This is a genomic window from Achromobacter sp. T5-5, from assembly GCF_055397965.1.
On the sequence record NZ_AP027919.1, the window covers coordinates 478231 to 494747 of the forward strand.

Here is a 16517-nt window from a genome sequence, read left to right on the forward strand (position 1 = left end):
GCCAGCGGATCCGACCCGGACAGGGCGCGCGGCGGCGGGCCCTGCCGTGCGTGGCGGGCGTGCCCGGATTTCCCACGCACTCCCCGTATAATCCGTGGTCGAATCCCCCGCCGACCGCTGGCGGGCCCAGCGGTAAGAGCCGTCACGCGGCTCGCTTCACACTTGTCGGATACGTCTTGAATCTCCCCGCGCTCATTGCCCCCATTGCTGACGATATGAAAGCCGTCGACGCGGTTATCCGCGAGCGGCTGAATTCCGATGTGGTCCTGATCCGCACGATCGGCGACTACATCATTGGGGCCGGCGGCAAGCGCATGCGCCCGGCCATGGTGCTGATGGTGGCGCGCGCCCTGGGGTACGAAGGCACGCATCACCAGCTTCTGGCCGCCGTGGTGGAATTCATCCACACGGCCACGCTGCTGCACGACGACGTCGTGGACGAATCGGACCTGCGCCGCGGCCGCGAAACCGCCAATGCCGTATTCGGCAACGCGGCCAGCGTGCTGGTGGGCGACTATCTGTATTCGCGGTCGTTCGAGATGATGGTCGAGGCCGACTCGATGCGCATCATGAGCATCCTGTCCGAAGCCACCACGGTGATCGCCGAGGGCGAAGTGCTGCAGCTCCTGAACGTGCACGATCCGGACGTGTCCCAGGAGCGCTACCTGCAGGTCGTGCGCTACAAGACCGCCAAGCTGTTCGAGGCCGCCGCCCAGGTCGGCGCGGTGCTGGCGGGCGCAACCCCCGAGCAGGAGGCCGCAGCGGCCGCCTATGGCCGCCACGTGGGCACCGCGTTCCAGTTGGTCGATGACGTCCTCGACTACAGCGGCGACGCCGCCGCCCTGGGCAAGAACGTCGGCGACGACCTGCGCGAAGGCAAGCCGACCCTGCCGCTGATCCGCGTCATGGAAGTCGGTACGCCCGAGCAGCAGCAACTGATCCGCGACGCCATCAAGACGGGCGACGCCGACTTCGCCGCCGTGGCCGCCGCCATCCAGGCCACGGACGCCCTGGAACACGCCCGCCTGGCCGCCGTGGCCGAGGCTGACCTGGCCCGCCAAGCCCTTTCGATCTACCCCATTTCCCCTTTTCAAAATTCTCTGTTAGAATTCTGCGCTTTCGCGGTGAATAGAGATCGTTGACCAAAACGGCAGCGAAACTTCAAAGCGAAAAGCAGTGGCGGTAGAACGCAACTGCGGAAAGCAGCAGTAAAAAGCAACAGCAGTAAAAACGTTCCGACGGTACTGAGCGCCGCGGTATGTAGCTTGAAAGAGCAAGTAGTAAAAATCGGGGCGTAGCTCAGCCTGGTAGAGTACTGCGTTCGGGACGCAGGAGTCGGAGGTTCGAATCCTCTCGCCCCGACCACTTATCTGTGGTCGAATTCTTGAAGGTGTTTCCCGACACCTTTGGCTGAAAGCCGGTATCGCGCAAGCGTACCGGCTTTTTTGCGTTTGGGCCTTCGGACGCAAAATGGGCGCAGCGGCATGGCGATTGCTGTTGATTGCTGTTGAAAGCGAAATTCAGAAAAACGCCGCCCAAAAAAATGCACCTGAAAACATTTCCACAGCATTTCCAGAGCATTTCCGGAACATTTCCAGATCGTGTCCGGAAGGTTTCATATTGCCCCGAGCGATAAATAAATAACCTCGGAAATGGATTATGCGTTTTTTCAGTTTGGTTAAACCGGAACAAGAAAAACGACTTTTAATATTTGCTCACAATTAAGCCCGGATCCAGTGTTGCAGTTTGTGTAATGAATGTAATTCTTTGAGGGAATTCCCGGGTTTATTACGGGCCGGTCTGACTCATTTCCACAGCAATAATAATTTTTAGAAAAAAGTTTGCTGTTCTGCCCATCTACGATTCGTTGGCTCGAAACTTGGCATGCCTGTTTAGGTATCGAGTTGTAATAAATCCCAGCAATATGTCCGCCCTGATACGGCAAACGTATTTCGATTTCATGTCGATTTCGTTTGTCGGCGGGCGTCGATTTCTAGTGTCTGCGACACGACGAAAACAGTGAGGTCCCCCGTGGTAAAGAGAATCGCAGTGTGTGGCCTTGGATATGTCGGCCTGCCCGTGGCAGTGGCATTTTCCAGGCGCTTTGATGTCATCGGTTTTGATGTGGACAAGCGGAGAATCGCACGGCTGAAAGAGGGTGATGACTGGACCGGCGAGATCGAGCGCGACGTATTGCTGGCTTCCCCGATGCAGTTCACCGACAAGATATCGGAACTGGAAGGGTGCGACTTTTTCGTGGTTGCCGTTCCGACGCCCGTCGACGAGAAAAACAACCCCGATTTTTCCCTGCTGGTGCGGGCATGCCAATCGATCGGCCCGGTGCTGCGTCCCGGATGCATCGTGGTATTCGAATCGACCGTCCACCCCGGCGCCACCGAGGAAATCTGCGGCCCCGAGCTTGAAAAAGTGTCCGGCCTGCGCTGCGGTGTCGATTTCAAGCTGGGTTACAGCCCCGAGCGCATCAACCCGGGCGACCGCGAACACCCGCTGGAGAAAATCGTCAAGATCGTTTCCGGCCAGGACGCCGAATCGCTGGACGTCATCGCCGGCGTCTACGAGCAGATCATCGACGCGGGCGTGCACCGCGCTTCCTCCATCAAAGTCGCCGAGGCGGCGAAGGTGCTGGAAAACACGCAGCGCGACATCAACATCGCGCTCATGAACGAAATGTCGAAGATCTGCGACCTGGTCGGCATCCGTACGTCGGAAGTCCTGGCCGCCGCCGGCACCAAGTGGAATTTCCTGAAGTTCACGCCCGGGCTGGTGGGCGGGCACTGCATCGGCGTCGATCCTTACTACCTGACGTCCAAGGCCCAGGAACTGGGCTATCACCCCGAAGTCATCCTGTCGGGCCGCCGGATCAATGACGGCATGGCCGCCCACGTCGCGTCGCGCGTGGTGCAGACCCTGGCCCGCAACGGCCGCCTGAACGCGTCCACCCGCGTCGGCATCCTGGGCATGACGTTCAAGGAGAACGTGCCCGACATCCGCAACTCGAAGATCGTCGATCTTTACAACGCCCTGGGCCAATACGGCATCACCCCGATCGCGTGCGATCCCATGGTCGATCAGGAGCAGATGGAGCACGAGTACGGCATCAAGCTCGTCGAGCGCGATCAGTTCCGCGACATGGACGTCCTGATCCTGGCGGTGCCGCACCGCGAAACCATGGAAACCATCTGGGAAGACCTGCCGCAACTGGTCAAGAACGGCGGCATGGTGTGCGACTTGAAGTCCGTCCTGGATGCCAAACGGCTTCCGGCCGACCTCTTGTACTGGACGCTCTAGTTCAGGCGCGCAATCCATCAATCCAGGAGAGACCCTGAATGACTGCATTTACCATTGCTCCGATAGGAACCTGCCGCATCCACACGCCGCTGCGCGATGCCGTGGGACGCTACCCCATCAAGCTGCAACTGGGCCGCAACTACGGCTTCGTGCACACGGCCGCCGAAGCGCTCCAGCAGGCCCGCTTCATGTTCGGCCAGGGCGACATCCCCGCCGACGTCCAGCGCCTGATCTTCCGGCCCTCGAATGGCGAACAGGCCCGCAACGGTACGCACAAGCCGGCCGACCTGTACATGGTCGAACTGTCCTCGCGCAAGCTGCTGGCGATCGACGGCTATCCCATCCAGTCCAATTACCTGGGCCGCTATTTCAGTGAGTTCTTCGCCGACCGTGCGCGCACCCGCTCGTTCTGGTCGATGGCCTCGGCCGAGCGCCTGGCTGAGCGCCGCGCGCTGCTCGATCAGGATCCGGTCTTCAAGAGCCTGAGCCCGGACGACCGCGACCTGCTGGCCCGCATCGTCAAGCGCGACCAGACGGACGAGGAGATCGAGCAAGAGATGCGCCAGCTCGTCGAGCTGCTGGGCCGCGACAAGGTCGTCTTCGTCACGCACGTCAACGCCCACACGCCGGACAACGTGCCCATCGAACAGCGCCAGCAGTTGATATCCGCGATCACCGCCGCCGCCCAGCGCATCGGCGTGCCTTGCTACGACCCGACGCCGCTGATGAACAAGATCGGCCAGGCCGACGCGATGGAAAACGGCGGACTGGACCTGACTCACTACACCCCGGTCTTTGCCGAGCGCCTCTATACCGACTGGTTCAAGAATTTCATCCGCCCGCGGATGGGCTCCGCGACGCCGCAACCCTCCGCGCCCAAGCTGGGCGCCGAAGACAGCGCCGAGCGCATCGAGAAGCTCTGGGAATCGGGCGAGCTGCGCGAGGCCTCGCGCCGCGTGCGCGACGTGCTGCGCCGCTTTCCCGGGCTGCAGGACCACGTACTGCTCTTTGCGCGCTTCCAGGAAGAGCTGGGCGACTACGAAGGCTCGCTCGCGCTCCTGGGCACCGCCGATGGCGCCCTGGCCTCGGGCAGCAAGGCCGAACAGATCCTGATGCGCAACCAGTTCAAGCTGGGCCGCTATGACGTGGCGTACTCGCTTGCGGCCGGCCTGCTGGGCGATGAGATCGAAACGCCGGAAATCGTGCGCATCGCGGCGGTATCCGCGGGTCACCTGGGGTACGTGGAGGAAAGCCTGGGCAACTGGAAGCAGTTGTTCCGCATCAGCGACGCGGACGACGCGATGGCGGTGGAAGCCGCGGACACGGTGCTTTCGCTGCTGCAGACGGGCGGCGACATGGAAGCGGCCATCCGCTGGGTCCAAGAGGTCCGCGCGGCGATCCCGAGCTACGGCCGCGGTTTCGCGGTGCTGTGGCGCGACCGCCTGCTGGCGGGCGACCGCGAGGCGCTGCGCGAGCTGGCGACCGAGCATCCTTCGCTGGACGACGGCGCCGCGCTGGAACTGGTCAAGGAAGCCTCGTGGCGCGGTTGCATCATGGCCGCGGCGACGCTGGCGGCCTCGTGCGGCCTGGCCAAGAGCGAGCAAGAGCCCATCGGCGAATGGCTGCAGGCGCAGTCCGCGACCTGGGCCGAGGAAGGCAACCGCGCGCTGGAGGAAGGACGCCTGCGCGACGCGGCCGAACGCATCTGCGCGCACCGGCTGCTCAACCCCGACGCGCTGGCTGGCGCACGGGCACAGCGCGCGTTCGAACGTGCCATGCGCCTGGGCGTGCGTGCCGCGCTGGTGGCCGGCAACCACAAGGAAGTGATCGACCTGACCAACCTGGCCATCGACACCAACGTGGACTTCCCCGAGCTGCACGCCATGCGTGGCCGCGCAGCCGATGCGCTGGGCGACAAGAAGACGGCGATGCGCCACCTGGAAGTGGCTGCCACGGGCGAGGCCGCGCCGTTCAGCGCCAAGCTGCACTTTGCGCGCGTGGCCTTCAATGGCGGCTGGTTCGGTGAAGCCATCGACGCGTACAAGGACGTGCTGGCCCACCCGGGCGCAGACCAGAGCGCCAAGGACGAGGCCGAGCGCCAGTTGGGCCGGCTTGGACCGCGCGCCATCCGCGGCGCCCGCGAGCTTCTGTCCAACGGCGAGCATCAGGCCGCGTGGAGGCTGCTGGATCGCGTGGCGCAGTCGTGGCCTGGCATGCCGGAAGTGGAGCACGAAAAGCGCCGCATCCTGGCCTATCTGTACGCCGAAGCGCGCGGCCTGGAACCGTCCAGCACGACCGAGCGCCTGGCGCTGGGCGAACGCATCGTGTCGCTCGTGCCTGACGATCCCATCGGCCTGCGCCTGGCCGCGGTCGGCGCCATGCGTCTGCATCGCTTCGAGCAGGCCCTGCCGTACTGGAAGCAACTGCAGGAGCGTTCCGAGAACCCGTCGCAGTACGACCACTACATCGAGCGCTGCCTTGTCTGGATCGAGAAGCTCAACCGGAGAAAGGCGGCATGAATCCTCCTCTGATTACCGAGCGAGCGGACGCCAAGTCCGATCTTCAGCAAGTTCAAGCGCAGTTGGAGGAAATCGTTGCGGCATCGGGGCGGGTTCAAGTCGCTCAGGAAAACCTGGCGCGGGCCAAGGCGCTGGCCCGCGATCACATGGAGGACTCGAAGGTCCGCTTTCTCCTGCTTCGCCTGCAGGAGTCGGCGGGCCTGAACGAGGGCATGGCCGAGCAATGGGCGACCTTGCTCGAGGAATGCCCGGATGACCTGCAGATCGTGCGCTATTGCGCGACGCGGCTGGTGAAGGAACGGCACCTGGACGAAGCCATGGCGCTGGTCGACCGTCACCTGCCGCCCGATACGACGAATCCGGACCGCCTGTTCTCGCGGGCCAAGCTGCTGAGCGACATCCGCGCGCACGAGCAGTCCGACGCGCTGTTCCGGCGTCTGATCTCGCAGCACACGGATCGCAACATGCGCGTGGAGTTCGCCAAGCGCCTGCGCAAGCGCGGGCTGCTGGCCGACGCGTGGGACGCGATCGCGCCCGTCGCCAAGCACCTGACGCCGGGGAGCAAGGCGGCCGAACTGGCCGAGGGGCTGGCCAGTGACTACGCGTTCTATCAGCGCTTCGAATCTGAAGAGGGGCTGGCGGGCAAGGACGTGCGCATCGTGTCGATGAAGCACGCGATCCTGCACTTTCGCAATCGCAAGATCGCGGAGAACGCGCCGGAAAAGCCGGTGTCGGTGGCGCTGGTCACCGGCAGCCTGGGACCCGGCGGCGCCGAGCGCCAGCTGACCCGCCTGGCGGGCGAGCTGACCCGTCTGGCGGCGTCGCCGGAACTGCAGCCGCCCGACATCCTGATGCGGCCCAAGAAGGTCGAAGTGCTGGTCAAGCAGCACACCGAGCCGTCCGGGTCGCCCAAGAAGCAGGACGACTTCTTCCTGCCGGTGCTCACCAAGGCGCAGATTCCGGTCACGGAGATCAACCGCCTGCCGGCGATCTCGGTGGCGCACCAGTCCGTGCCCGAAGGCAACCTGGGCCGCCGGCTGGAACAACTGCCCCCGCCGGTTCACTACGGCGTGACGCGGCTGGCGCCGGTGTTGCGCGCCAACCGGTTCGACGTGGTGAGCCTGTGGCAGGACGGCACGTGCCTCTTTGGCGCGCTGGCCGCGCTGCTGGCCGGCACGCCGACGATCCACCTGGTGTTCCGCGGCCTGCCGCCGAACATCCGCAAGGACCGTTTCCGCGAAGAGTATCCGGAGCTGTTCCAGGCCTTGGCTCAGGTGCCGGGCGTGGTGTTCGTCAGCAACAGCCGCAAGGCCGCTGAAGCGTATGCCGAGTGGCTGGACCTGCCGCTCGCGCGCTTCCACATCCTGTACAACGGCGTGCCCGACCTGGCGACCGATGCGTCGGACGCCGACAAGGAAAAATGGGAAGCCTTCCACGAGCGCACCAAGGACGCCACGGAAACGATCGGCGGCGTGTTCCGCCTGGAGCCGGACAAGCGTCCGCAGCTCTTCATCAAGTTGGCCGCGCTTTACCTGAAAGAGCGGCCGCAGGCGCGCTTTTTCCTCGTGGGCGACGGACGCCTGCGCGAGAACATCGAGGCGCTGGCGCTAGAGCACGACGTGCTGGAACGCCTGTTGCTGGTGGGGCTGTCGAATCACGTGGGCTTCTGGTATTCGAAGATGGACGCTAGCGTGCTGCTGTCGCGCTACGAAGGCCTGCCGAATGTGCTGATCGAGGCGCAGTTGCTGGGCGTGCCGGTGATTTCCACGCCGGCCGGCGGCGCGGAAGAGTGCTTTGTCGAGGACGAGACGGGCCACCTGCTCAGCTGCGTGGATCATCCCGACATGCACGAGGCATGCGAGAAGGTCCTGAACATGGTGGACCAGGTGCGCAGCAATGCGGACATGCGGGCAAATAGCCGCCAGCGGGCGCAGAAGCTGTTCTCGCTGGACGCGATGCTCACCAAGTTCATGAGCATCTGCATGCCCGCCATGACCGAGTCCGACAACGACGAGCGCATCGACGTGGCGCCCAAGCGCCGGATGCTGGCGTGACACCGTGACACCGTGACACGCAGTCGCTCTTTTTTATAGTGTTGAAGCTGAAGGAACCTATGCTAATGAACGTCCCGGCCCTGGGCGCGCGGCGCTACGCGACGCTTGCCATGCTGCTGCTTGCAGCGCTGACACTCTCGGGTTGCCAGCTCCCACGGTCCGGCCCGATGCTCAGCGAAATGACCGGCGCTCACGATGACAAGGATGTCATCGTGATGCCCGTGTCGCGCGAACTCGCGCAAAAGAGCAGGGTTCCCGAGGTGGCCGATTTTCCCGTGCGTTATCGCGACCTGACACAGGCGGGATTCGACAAGCTCGTGCCGGGCGACGGCATCAACGTGAAAGTGTGGGAACGCGGCGGACTGGGCGTGTTCGCCGCGGATCCGTCCGGCGTGAGCGACCTGGGCAACCAGGACATCGACAGCGCCGGCAACATCACGTTTCCGATCATCGGCAAGTTCCGGGCCCAGGGCATGACGCTGGGGCAATTGCATGACGCCATCGTGGCGCGCTTGAGCAAGCTCGTGGTTGGCGCCGACGTCAGCGTCACGCGCGCGGCCGACGCGCGCGGACAGATGGTGACGGTGCAGGGCAACCTGACCAAGCCGGGCATGTATCCCATCACGCAGACCGCCCAGCGCCTGAGCAGCGCGCTGGCGCAGGCCGCGCCGGTGCAGACGAATCCCGAGCAGCTCATCATCAGCCTGCGCCGCGACAACCAGGTGGCCTCGGTGCGGCTGGCGGACATCTACCGCAACCAGAACAACGACATCCTGCTGCGCTCGGGCGATGTCATCACCGCCTACGATGCCAAGGAATTCCTGACCGTGCTGGGCGCGGCCGGCCAGCAAGGCCGGGTTGAGATCAGCAAGCGCAACTACAGCGTGCTGGACGCGCTGGCCGATTCCCGCGGCCTGGACGACAAGCTGGCCGATCCGCGTTCGGTGTTCCTGTTCACGCCCGCGAAGGCCGGGGCCGAGGGCAAGCCGGACATGCTGCCCGTGGTTTACCAGTTTGACCTCACGCGACCGGAGCAGGTGGCGCTGGCGCGCGAGTTCACGGTTCATGAAGGACAGGCCATCTATATCTCGGATGCGCCGTTCACGCAGGTGCAGAAGGTGCTGTCGGCCTTCCGCGTCACGATGAGCGCCGGCTTCAGCGCCACGCGAGCCATCGACAGCGATTCGGGCGGAAGTTCGACCGGCGTTTCCCAATAGCGTGTCCATGAGTAACGAGGACCGGATCAAGGGCTGGCGCTCGCGCCGGAAAGCAAGCAACTACACGGTGGGGTCCGGCGTCGCCAACTGGCGGCTGGATCCGGCCGCGCTGTTCGAGGCCAAGGCGCCGCCGGCGGTCCTGTTCAAGCCGCTGCTTGCCCGCCTGCAGGGCGAGCCGCACGATTCCGTGGCGGCGCGGCGGGCGGTGTACGAGGCCGTGCAGGCGGAGCTGGAAGCGGAGATCGAGCGCGGCAAGGTCGATGAGACCGTGGCCGACTTCTCCCGCCGCCGCCTGCGCATCATCGTTCGGCTGCTGGAGCAGGACATCCGCGCGGGCGTGGAAGTGTTCGCGCCGGGCTACGTGCCGGCCAAGCTGGTGGCCGAGGACGAGCGGCTGGCGGCCGCGCATGCGCGCCGCGTGGAGCGGCGCAAGCAGGACGAGGCACGCGAAGCGCGGCGTCATGCGTCGCGCAACGACATCGCGCTGGAGATCGAGGTCGCGCAAAGTGAATCGGGCGACCTGGCGATCCTGCGCGACCGGCTGCGCCACTTGCACGAGGGGCATTCGCAGGATACGGCCGGCCACCGGCCGATCGGCCGCACGCTGATGGCGATGTTCATCTATCAGCTGCGCGTGATGCACGGCGAGAGCCGCATCGCGCTGGTGTGGGCGCTGGTCGGGCCCGTGGTGCTGCTGACGCTGATTTCGTCGCTGTACATCCTGATGGGCACGCACTACATCCTGGGCATGGACGTGCAGACGTTCTCGCTGCTGGGCGCGACGACCTGGATCATGTTCCGCCAGATCGCCTTCCGGAGCAGCACCGCGTATGTCTCCGCGCGCGGCCTGCTGAATTTCCAGGGCGTCACCCCGCTGATGTGCGCGCTGGTGCAGGCCATGATCTATGTCTCGGTGTACCTGGTGGTGTTCGCGGTGCTGATCACCGCGGGCCACGCGATCGGCCTCATCACGCTGCCCAAGAGTTGGGCCGGCTTTATCACCTTCGTCGTGCTGATGGGGGTTGCCGGTGCCGCGATGGGCGTGCTGTTCGGGTCGATTGCGACGTACTGGCACTTCTTTCTTCGGCTGGCGCCGATCATCGAGCGCGGCCTGCAGATCTTCGCCGCCGTCTTTTTCGTGTCGGAGCAGTTTCCGGAGCAACTGCGGCCGTGGTTGCTGTGGTCGCCGCTGGCGCATGGCATGCAGCTGTTGCGCTCGGCGTACTTCCAGGCGTACCAGTCGCACGACGCCAGCCTGGGGTATTTCCTGACCTCGCTGGTGTTCATGATGGTGATCGCCCTGGTGGCCGAGCGCCTGGCCCGTCCCAATGTCCAGCCGATGTGAGGCAAGAAGATGATCCATCTGAATGGCGTAACCGACGAACCCTATGCCTTTGGCAGCCGGCAGCCCCTGCTTGCCAATGCCACGCTCGACATTCCGGCCGGGCGCTATGCGCTGCTGTCGCCCACGCCGGAAATGCACCGTCAGCTGGTGGACGTGCTGTGCTGCCTGCGTCCGCCGCGCCAGGGCTTCGTCAAGCACGACGGCAACGTCTCGTGGGCCATCGGCCGGCAAGGCTTCATCCGCGGCAAGGCCAACGGCCTGAGCATGATCGACTTCGTCAGCGAAATGTACGAGATCGATCCCGGCGCAACGTACGAACTGGTCGCGGACCTGATCAGCGATCCCAAGATGCTGGCCAAGCCCATGGAGCATTGGCCGCTTTACGTGCGGCAGGAGTTCTCGTTCGCGCTGGCGCTGGCGCCCGCGTTCGATGTCTACGTGATCGAAGGGAGCATCCCCTTCGAGCCTTGCCGTTTCACCCGGCTCTGGCTGGCTCTTTTCGAAGAGCGGCTGGTGGGCCGGACACTCATTTTTTCCAGTTATCGCCAGAATCAGTTGGCGGATTATTGCTTCAAAGGCTTGATCTATGAACGAAGCGCGCTCAGCATCGACGACGACCTCGACCAGTGCCTCCGCAGGTATCCCCCGCGACGATCACGGAGCGACTCCGGCACAGGCGACGACGTCCTCGGAGGCGGCTTCGACGAAGGCCAGCTCGGGTTCTGAAGGCGGATCCGAGATCGAACGCCGGCGCCGCGAACGGCAATCGGCGCTGCGCGAGCGGCGCCGCCATCGCTGGATCAATGCGCTGATTGTCCTGGTGCCCGTGGTGTTGGCGCTGATCTATCTGTCGTTTGTCGCCACGCCGCGCTATGAGGCCGAGTCGCGGTTCTTCGTGCAGTCGGCGTCCGGCCAGCAGGGTGGCGGCGGCGCGGCGGCCAGCCTGCTCACGACGGGCAACTCGGGCGGCATGCTGGGCGGATTCGTGGACGGGTGGGCCGTGGCTGACTTCCTGAAATCGCGCGACAGCATGCAGCAACTGGACAGGAAAGTCGGCCTGCGCCGCTATCTGACGAACGACGGACTGGATCCGTTCAACCGCCTGGCCGAGGATTCCAGCGAAGACGACCTGTATCGCGCCTATCAGGCGTCGGTGCACGTGTCGTTCAACGCGCTGGAGCAGATCGACGTGCTGCGGGTCAGCGCGTTCTCGTCGGAAGACGCGGCCACGCTGTCCAAGGAACTGATCGGCCTGGCCGAGCAGTTCGTCAGCTCGATGAACGAGAAGGGCGTGGCCGACAAGCTGAAGGTGAGCGAGGAGTCGGTCAAGTTTGCCGAGGAGAAGGCGCTGGCGGCGCGGGACGCCCTGACGACGTGGCGCACGAAGCACGGCAACATCGACCCGAGCGCGACGGTGTCCATGCTGCTCAACCTGTCCAGCCAGCTGGAAGGCGAGCTGAGCAGCGCGCAGATCAACCTGGACAAGATCCGGGCCCTGAACAACAAGGACCACTTCATGCTCAAGCCGGCCCAGATGCAGGTGGCGGCGCTGAAAAAGCGGCTCGCGTCCGTGCGCCAGCGCCTGAGCGGCGATGGCAATACGGAAGCGAAGCAGCTCAAGGAATACGAAGCGCTGCGCAATGCCCAGGTGTTTGCGGATTCGAACCTGACGCTGGCGCAGCAGTCCTACCAGCAGGCGATGACGGACGCGCTGCGCCTGCAGCGGTATCTGTCCATCATCGCGCAACCGGTACCCACGGACCGGCCCAGCAGCCCGCGCGCGGGCATCCTGCTGCTGCAGGCGCTGGCGCTGGGTTTTGTGCTCATGTTCATCGCTCGGGTGGCGATGGCATTGTTGAGGGGTCTGCGTCATGGTTGATACCGCTATCGAAAGCCGCCGGCTCGACGCCGGCGCCGAGCCGCAGGACGCCACCGCGCGCCTGCGGGATGTGATCGGACAGATCCGGGCCTCGGCCCAGCCCGAACGCGACATGGCGGCGCTGGATCCCGCGCTGCGGCAGGCCAGGGACGGGTGGCGCGAGGTTCGGCGGCTGCTGGTTTCGCCCTACGTGAAAGAGGGCAGGCTGGTGCCCGCCGTCGCCGCGCTGGAGACGCTGATCGCCGCGCATCCCACGCGCGCTGACGACCGACGCCTGCTGGCCAGCCTGCTGGGCCGCCTGGAGCAGTGGGACAGGGCCATTGCCGAAGCCGACGCCGCCGCCGGCATCGAACCCGGCAATACGGCGCTGCATGCCGCGCGCATCCAACTGCGCGTGCAGGCGGGCCGCGTGGACCAGGCGGCAGAAGTCGCCCGCACCACCCTGCCGCTCGCGCAGAGCGCGCCCGAGGACGCGTATGCCTGGTTGATGGCCTTCGTGCGCAATGGCGACGTCGCCGAGGCGTCCGGCATCGCGGCGGCGCTGGATCCGGACAAGCTGCCCAATGAACGGGTGGCGACGATGGCCGTGCGCGCCCTGCTGGCCGACGGCCGCACCGCCGCGGCGATCCGCCTGGGCGACGGTGCGCTGCGCGCGGGCCACGATTGCGCGGCGCTGCGTTCGTCGCTGGGGTTGGCACACCTGCGGCGCGGCGCGGAAGACGACCGCAAGACGCACGCGCTGGCGCATTTCGAAGCCGGTCTGCAGGCGGCGCCGGACGACGTGCGGCTGCTGACGCTCCATGGCGAAACCCTGCTGCGCGCCGGCCGCTACAAGGAATCGGTGGCGCCGCTGGAGCGCGCCATCGAGTTGGCGCCCGACCTGGAGCAGACACGCGGCCTGTACGCCCGCGCGCTGCGCTACACCTTGCGGTACGACGATGCGGCCGACCAGATGATGAAGCTGCTGGAAAAGTCGCCCGACAACCTGCTGTGGCAGCGGTCCGCCATTGGCGCGCTGTCGCAGGCGGGCCGCAAGGAAGAGGCCGAGGCGATGTTCCTGCAGTACGTCGCCAAGCGCGGCGCGAAGTTGCCCGAGACGTTCCAGGAAGCCCTGGCGCGCATGGAAGAACAGCTTGATTCCGCGCCGATCCCGAAGGCGCGCCTGGACTGGGCCTGGTCGATGCGCGGCGACACGTCCATCGACCGCGCCACCTGGGAACGCCGCGCGCGCTGGGGCCACCTGATCGACCATCTGCTCTTCGACTGGCTGGAATGCCGCGAGGAGCGGGTCGAGGAAGCGATGGAAATGCTGGGTGAACTGGACACCGGCGAGCGCTTCTTTGCGCCGCTGCTGGCGGCGGGGCGCGGCGTCGTGGTCGCCACGGCGCATGTCGGTCCGATGTACGCCGGGCTGATGGCGCTGGAACTGGTCGGCATCCCGTCTCGCTGGCTGGCATCGGCGCCCAGCATCGCCCGCAGCAGCTATGCCGAGGCGCTGATTTCCACCGCCGACCAGACCGAGGCGCAGGTCGCCAAGTCGTGCATGCGGGCAATCAATTCGGGCTTTGTGCTGTGCCTTGCCATCGATGGCGCGGCGAATCCCGCCGCGCCGCGCACGACCTTCGAAGGGCAGGAGGTGACCTATTCGGGCTTCGCGGCCCATCTGGCCCATCGGATGAACGTGCCCTCGGTGTTCTATGCGCCGCGTTGGGAAAACGGCCAGGTGGCCTACACGCTGGAAATGCTGCCGGCCGCCAATCCGGGCGAGGACGCGCAGGCGTACGCGCTTCGCTGGCAGAAGGCGTACCTCGAACACCTGCGCAACCACCTGGCCGGTCCGCCGGAGAACCTGCGCCTGAGCGGGGGTATCTGGCGCCATGTGACGGCCGCGGACCCGACCGCGCAAGAATAGGAGCACGCGGGATGCTTGCACGAAAGAAAGTGATGGCCTGGCTGGCGGCGCTGGTCGCGCTATATGGCAGCGCCGCCGTCGCGGACGAGCGGTGCGGCGCGCCGACGGCGCAATGCCCCTTCGTATCCGAACTGCTGCAACAGCGCGAAGGCTACGGCGCCAAGGCCACGGGCGGGCTGGGCGGCAGATTCATCGAGGTGACCTCGGACCAGGACTCGGGACCGGGCACGCTGCGTGCCGCCCTGAAGCAGGCCAAGAAGGGGCCGACGTGGATCCGCTTCGCGTCCGACATGACCATCGTGCTGGAATCGCAGTTGCGCGTGCCGTCGAACACGACGATCGACGGGCGCGGCAGGCGGGTGGCGTTGATCGACGATGGCCTGGGCGTGTATGGCGTTAAGAACGTCATCCTGACGCATCTGACCATCGACGGGCGCCTGAACCGGCTGACCCAGGCCGTCAACGTGGCCAATGGCAGCCGGGACGTGTGGGTCGACCATATGGACCTGTCCCGGATGTCGGACCGCCTGCTCAATGTGAAGAACGGATCGACCGACGTGACGATCTCGTGGACCAAGTTCCACAACTCGAACAAGGTCATGCTGCTGAACAACATCACGTCCAAGGACCTCTTTCACAACTACGAGCGCGATGCGATTGCGCGCGTGACGCTGCACCACAACTATTTCTTCAACACCGTGCAGCGCAACCCCCGGGCGCAGTTCGGCACCTTCCACCTCTTCAACAACCTGGTCGAGAACTGGGACTTCTACGGCATGAGCTTCAGCCTGGAGGCCAAGGCCCTGGTCGAAGGCAACATCTTCAACAACGACGCGCAGCGCAAGTGCGTGGAGCCCGAGTTCTTTCCCACGGTGGAAGGTATCAACGTGAACTACTGCCGCTACATCCCCATTGCGCCCCAGCGCAGTGCGCTGGGTAACGGCGAGTCCGACCGCGGCGCGTACGAAACGCGCAAGGACGAACACGGCTACACTCGCGACTACAAGGCCTTCCTGCGTCTGAAAGACAACCTGTACCTGGGCGACGCGAAGCCGGTGCTGCAGGACTACCGCCCGGACGCGGTCCCGGCGCCGCCTTACTGCTACGGCTACGAAAAGGCGACGCCGGAACTGGCCGAGAAGATCCGCAAGTTCGCGGGCAATACGTCGGGGGACACACCGCTGCCGCAGTCGCGGACTGGCGCCGGTTGTCCACCGTGATTTCATCATTTAAGTAGCCATGGCAGATATCGTTGTATTCGTTCGTAGCAAGTCGCGATACGGCGACCAGATCGTGGCGTTTCCCGCGCTTTATCTCGTCAAGAAACTGTGGCCGGATAAGCAAGTGCGCGTGGTCTCCCGGTTCGACGTAGGCGATTTCTACACGCGGCTGCCGTGGGTGGACCAGTTCGTCCGCGCCGACGCATTCAGCGACCAGGTCAGGGCGTTCCCCCGACGCGCCAGCGCATCGCTGACGCTGCATCATTCCAGCGAACGCTTTGCGCTGCTCAATCTGTTGCGTCGGCCCGCGCTGCGGCTGGGCTTCAATAACCGCAGGATTGGCGATTGCGTCTGGACGCATTCCCACATCAAGGACATCCGCGAGTACATCGGGCTGGCGAACCTGAGGCTGCTGGCGAAGATACAGCCGCACGATCCGGAGGCCATCGCGCGCGAGTGCTTCCTGGAGATCGCGCGGCCCTGTGCCGGCAAGGTGAAGCCTGCCGACATCGTCATGATTCCGGGAGGCGGCAAGGGACCGTTCAAACGGTGGTCGGTTGAGCATTACGTCGCGCTGGCCGATCTGCTGCAGACCCGGCTGGGCGGCGACGCGGTGTTCTCGTTTGTCCTGGGACCGGCCGAGACGGCCGAGCGCGCCTGGTTGGAACATCTGAACCGTCCGGACTTTCGGCTGGAAAGCGGTCGGTCGGTGGCCGAATTGGTCGCGCTGATGCAGGACGCCCGTTTGGTCGTCGCAAACGATTGCGGTCCGTCCCACATCGGCCAGGGGCTTTGCGTGCCCTACGTGGGCGTGTTCAACGAACCCAATCCGGAGTGGTTCTGGGCGCGCGACTATACCCGGGATGTCGTGCCCGATGCGGGGTCCTCGGACATCAACTCGATCCCGCCGGCGCGTGTGCTCGAGGCGTGCATGGCAGTGCTTGCCGATCCCAAGTCACGATCGTCTTGTGACCGTGTCGCCCAGGCAGCGCATCGCTCGCTGAACAACCCGGTCCCTCTTCAGGCTTCGCCCAACGCCTGAGCAAGCGGACTTCAACGGAC

General features: G+C 65.0%; 11 protein-coding genes and 1 tRNA gene. All 12 read left to right on the forward strand.

Annotation, left to right across the window (positions count from 1 at the left end; translation table 11 throughout):
* The first annotated feature begins 176 nt into the window (after window positions 1-176).
* The 12 genes from ispB to ACZ50Q_RS02290 all read left to right on the forward strand — a co-directional run bounded on the left by ispB (window position 177) and on the right by ACZ50Q_RS02290 (window position 16497).
* Window positions 177-1142 carry an octaprenyl diphosphate synthase gene (gene ispB, locus ACZ50Q_RS02235; RefSeq protein WP_076517504.1) on the forward strand — a complete coding sequence of 322 codons (966 nt, stop codon included), beginning with the start codon at window positions 177-179 and terminating at the stop codon, window positions 1140-1142.
* A 146-nt stretch (window positions 1143-1288) separates the two neighbouring features.
* Window positions 1289-1365, forward strand: a tRNA-Pro gene (locus tag ACZ50Q_RS02240).
* 684 nt (window positions 1366-2049) lie between these two features.
* Window positions 2050-3309, forward strand: coding sequence for a nucleotide sugar dehydrogenase (locus tag ACZ50Q_RS02245; RefSeq protein WP_083714209.1), 1260 nt, complete (start codon window positions 2050-2052; stop codon window positions 3307-3309).
* A gap of 38 nt (window positions 3310-3347) precedes the next feature.
* Complete coding sequence (locus tag ACZ50Q_RS02250) at window positions 3348-5828, forward strand: hypothetical protein (RefSeq protein ID WP_464080408.1); 2481 nt, start codon at window positions 3348-3350, stop codon at window positions 5826-5828.
* Window positions 5825-7882 (forward strand): glycosyltransferase, encoded by a 2058-nt coding sequence (locus tag ACZ50Q_RS02255; protein WP_464080409.1) that lies wholly within the window; start codon window positions 5825-5827, stop codon window positions 7880-7882. The genes ACZ50Q_RS02250 and ACZ50Q_RS02255 overlap by 4 nt, the downstream gene beginning before the upstream one ends.
* A gap of 59 nt (window positions 7883-7941) precedes the next feature.
* Window positions 7942-9099 (forward strand): polysaccharide biosynthesis/export family protein, encoded by a 1158-nt coding sequence (locus tag ACZ50Q_RS02260; protein WP_076517499.1) that lies wholly within the window; start codon window positions 7942-7944, stop codon window positions 9097-9099.
* Window positions 9100-9106: 7 nt separating this feature from the next.
* A complete protein-coding gene (locus ACZ50Q_RS02265) occupies window positions 9107-10444 on the forward strand; it encodes an ABC transporter permease (protein WP_092576391.1) in 1338 nt (445 codons plus the stop codon).
* 9 nt (window positions 10445-10453) lie between these two features.
* On the forward strand, window positions 10454-11170 hold the full coding sequence (locus ACZ50Q_RS02270; protein WP_076517495.1) for an ATPase: 717 nt from the start codon (window positions 10454-10456) through the stop codon (window positions 11168-11170).
* A gap of 121 nt (window positions 11171-11291) precedes the next feature.
* Window positions 11292-12323 (forward strand): KpsE/RkpR family capsule polysaccharide export protein, encoded by a 1032-nt coding sequence (locus ACZ50Q_RS02275; RefSeq protein ID WP_172805905.1) that lies wholly within the window; start codon window positions 11292-11294, stop codon window positions 12321-12323.
* Entirely contained in the window at window positions 12316-14235 is a 1920-nt protein-coding gene (locus tag ACZ50Q_RS02280) for a tetratricopeptide repeat protein (RefSeq protein ID WP_464080410.1), read from the forward strand. Before ACZ50Q_RS02275 ends, ACZ50Q_RS02280 begins: the two co-directional genes overlap by 8 nt.
* Before the next feature lie 11 nt (window positions 14236-14246).
* The gene (locus tag ACZ50Q_RS02285; RefSeq protein WP_464080411.1) at window positions 14247-15455 is read left to right on the forward strand and encodes a pectate lyase family protein; all 1209 of its coding nucleotides are present in this window, start codon (window positions 14247-14249) and stop codon (window positions 15453-15455) included.
* 73 nt (window positions 15456-15528) lie between these two features.
* A complete protein-coding gene (locus ACZ50Q_RS02290) occupies window positions 15529-16497 on the forward strand; it encodes a glycosyltransferase family 9 protein (protein WP_464080412.1) in 969 nt (322 codons plus the stop codon).
* Window positions 16498-16517: the final 20 nt, after the last annotated feature.

Excerpts from the sequence above, each read along its gene's own strand:
- ACZ50Q_RS02250 (WP_464080408.1), top strand. The coding sequence starts at position 3,348 with ATGACTGCATTTACCATTGCTCCGATAGGAACCTGCCGCATCCACACG.
- ACZ50Q_RS02255 (WP_464080409.1), top strand. The coding sequence starts at position 5,825 with ATGAATCCTCCTCTGATTACCGAGCGAGCGGACGCCAAGTCCGATCTT.
- ACZ50Q_RS02260 (WP_076517499.1), top strand. The coding sequence starts at position 7,942 with ATGCTAATGAACGTCCCGGCCCTGGGCGCGCGGCGCTACGCGACGCTT.
- ACZ50Q_RS02265 (WP_092576391.1), top strand. The coding sequence starts at position 9,107 with ATGAGTAACGAGGACCGGATCAAGGGCTGGCGCTCGCGCCGGAAAGCA.
- ACZ50Q_RS02270 (WP_076517495.1), top strand. The coding sequence starts at position 10,454 with ATGATCCATCTGAATGGCGTAACCGACGAACCCTATGCCTTTGGCAGC.
- ACZ50Q_RS02280 (WP_464080410.1), top strand. The coding sequence starts at position 12,316 with ATGGTTGATACCGCTATCGAAAGCCGCCGGCTCGACGCCGGCGCCGAG.
- ACZ50Q_RS02285 (WP_464080411.1), top strand. The coding sequence starts at position 14,247 with ATGCTTGCACGAAAGAAAGTGATGGCCTGGCTGGCGGCGCTGGTCGCG.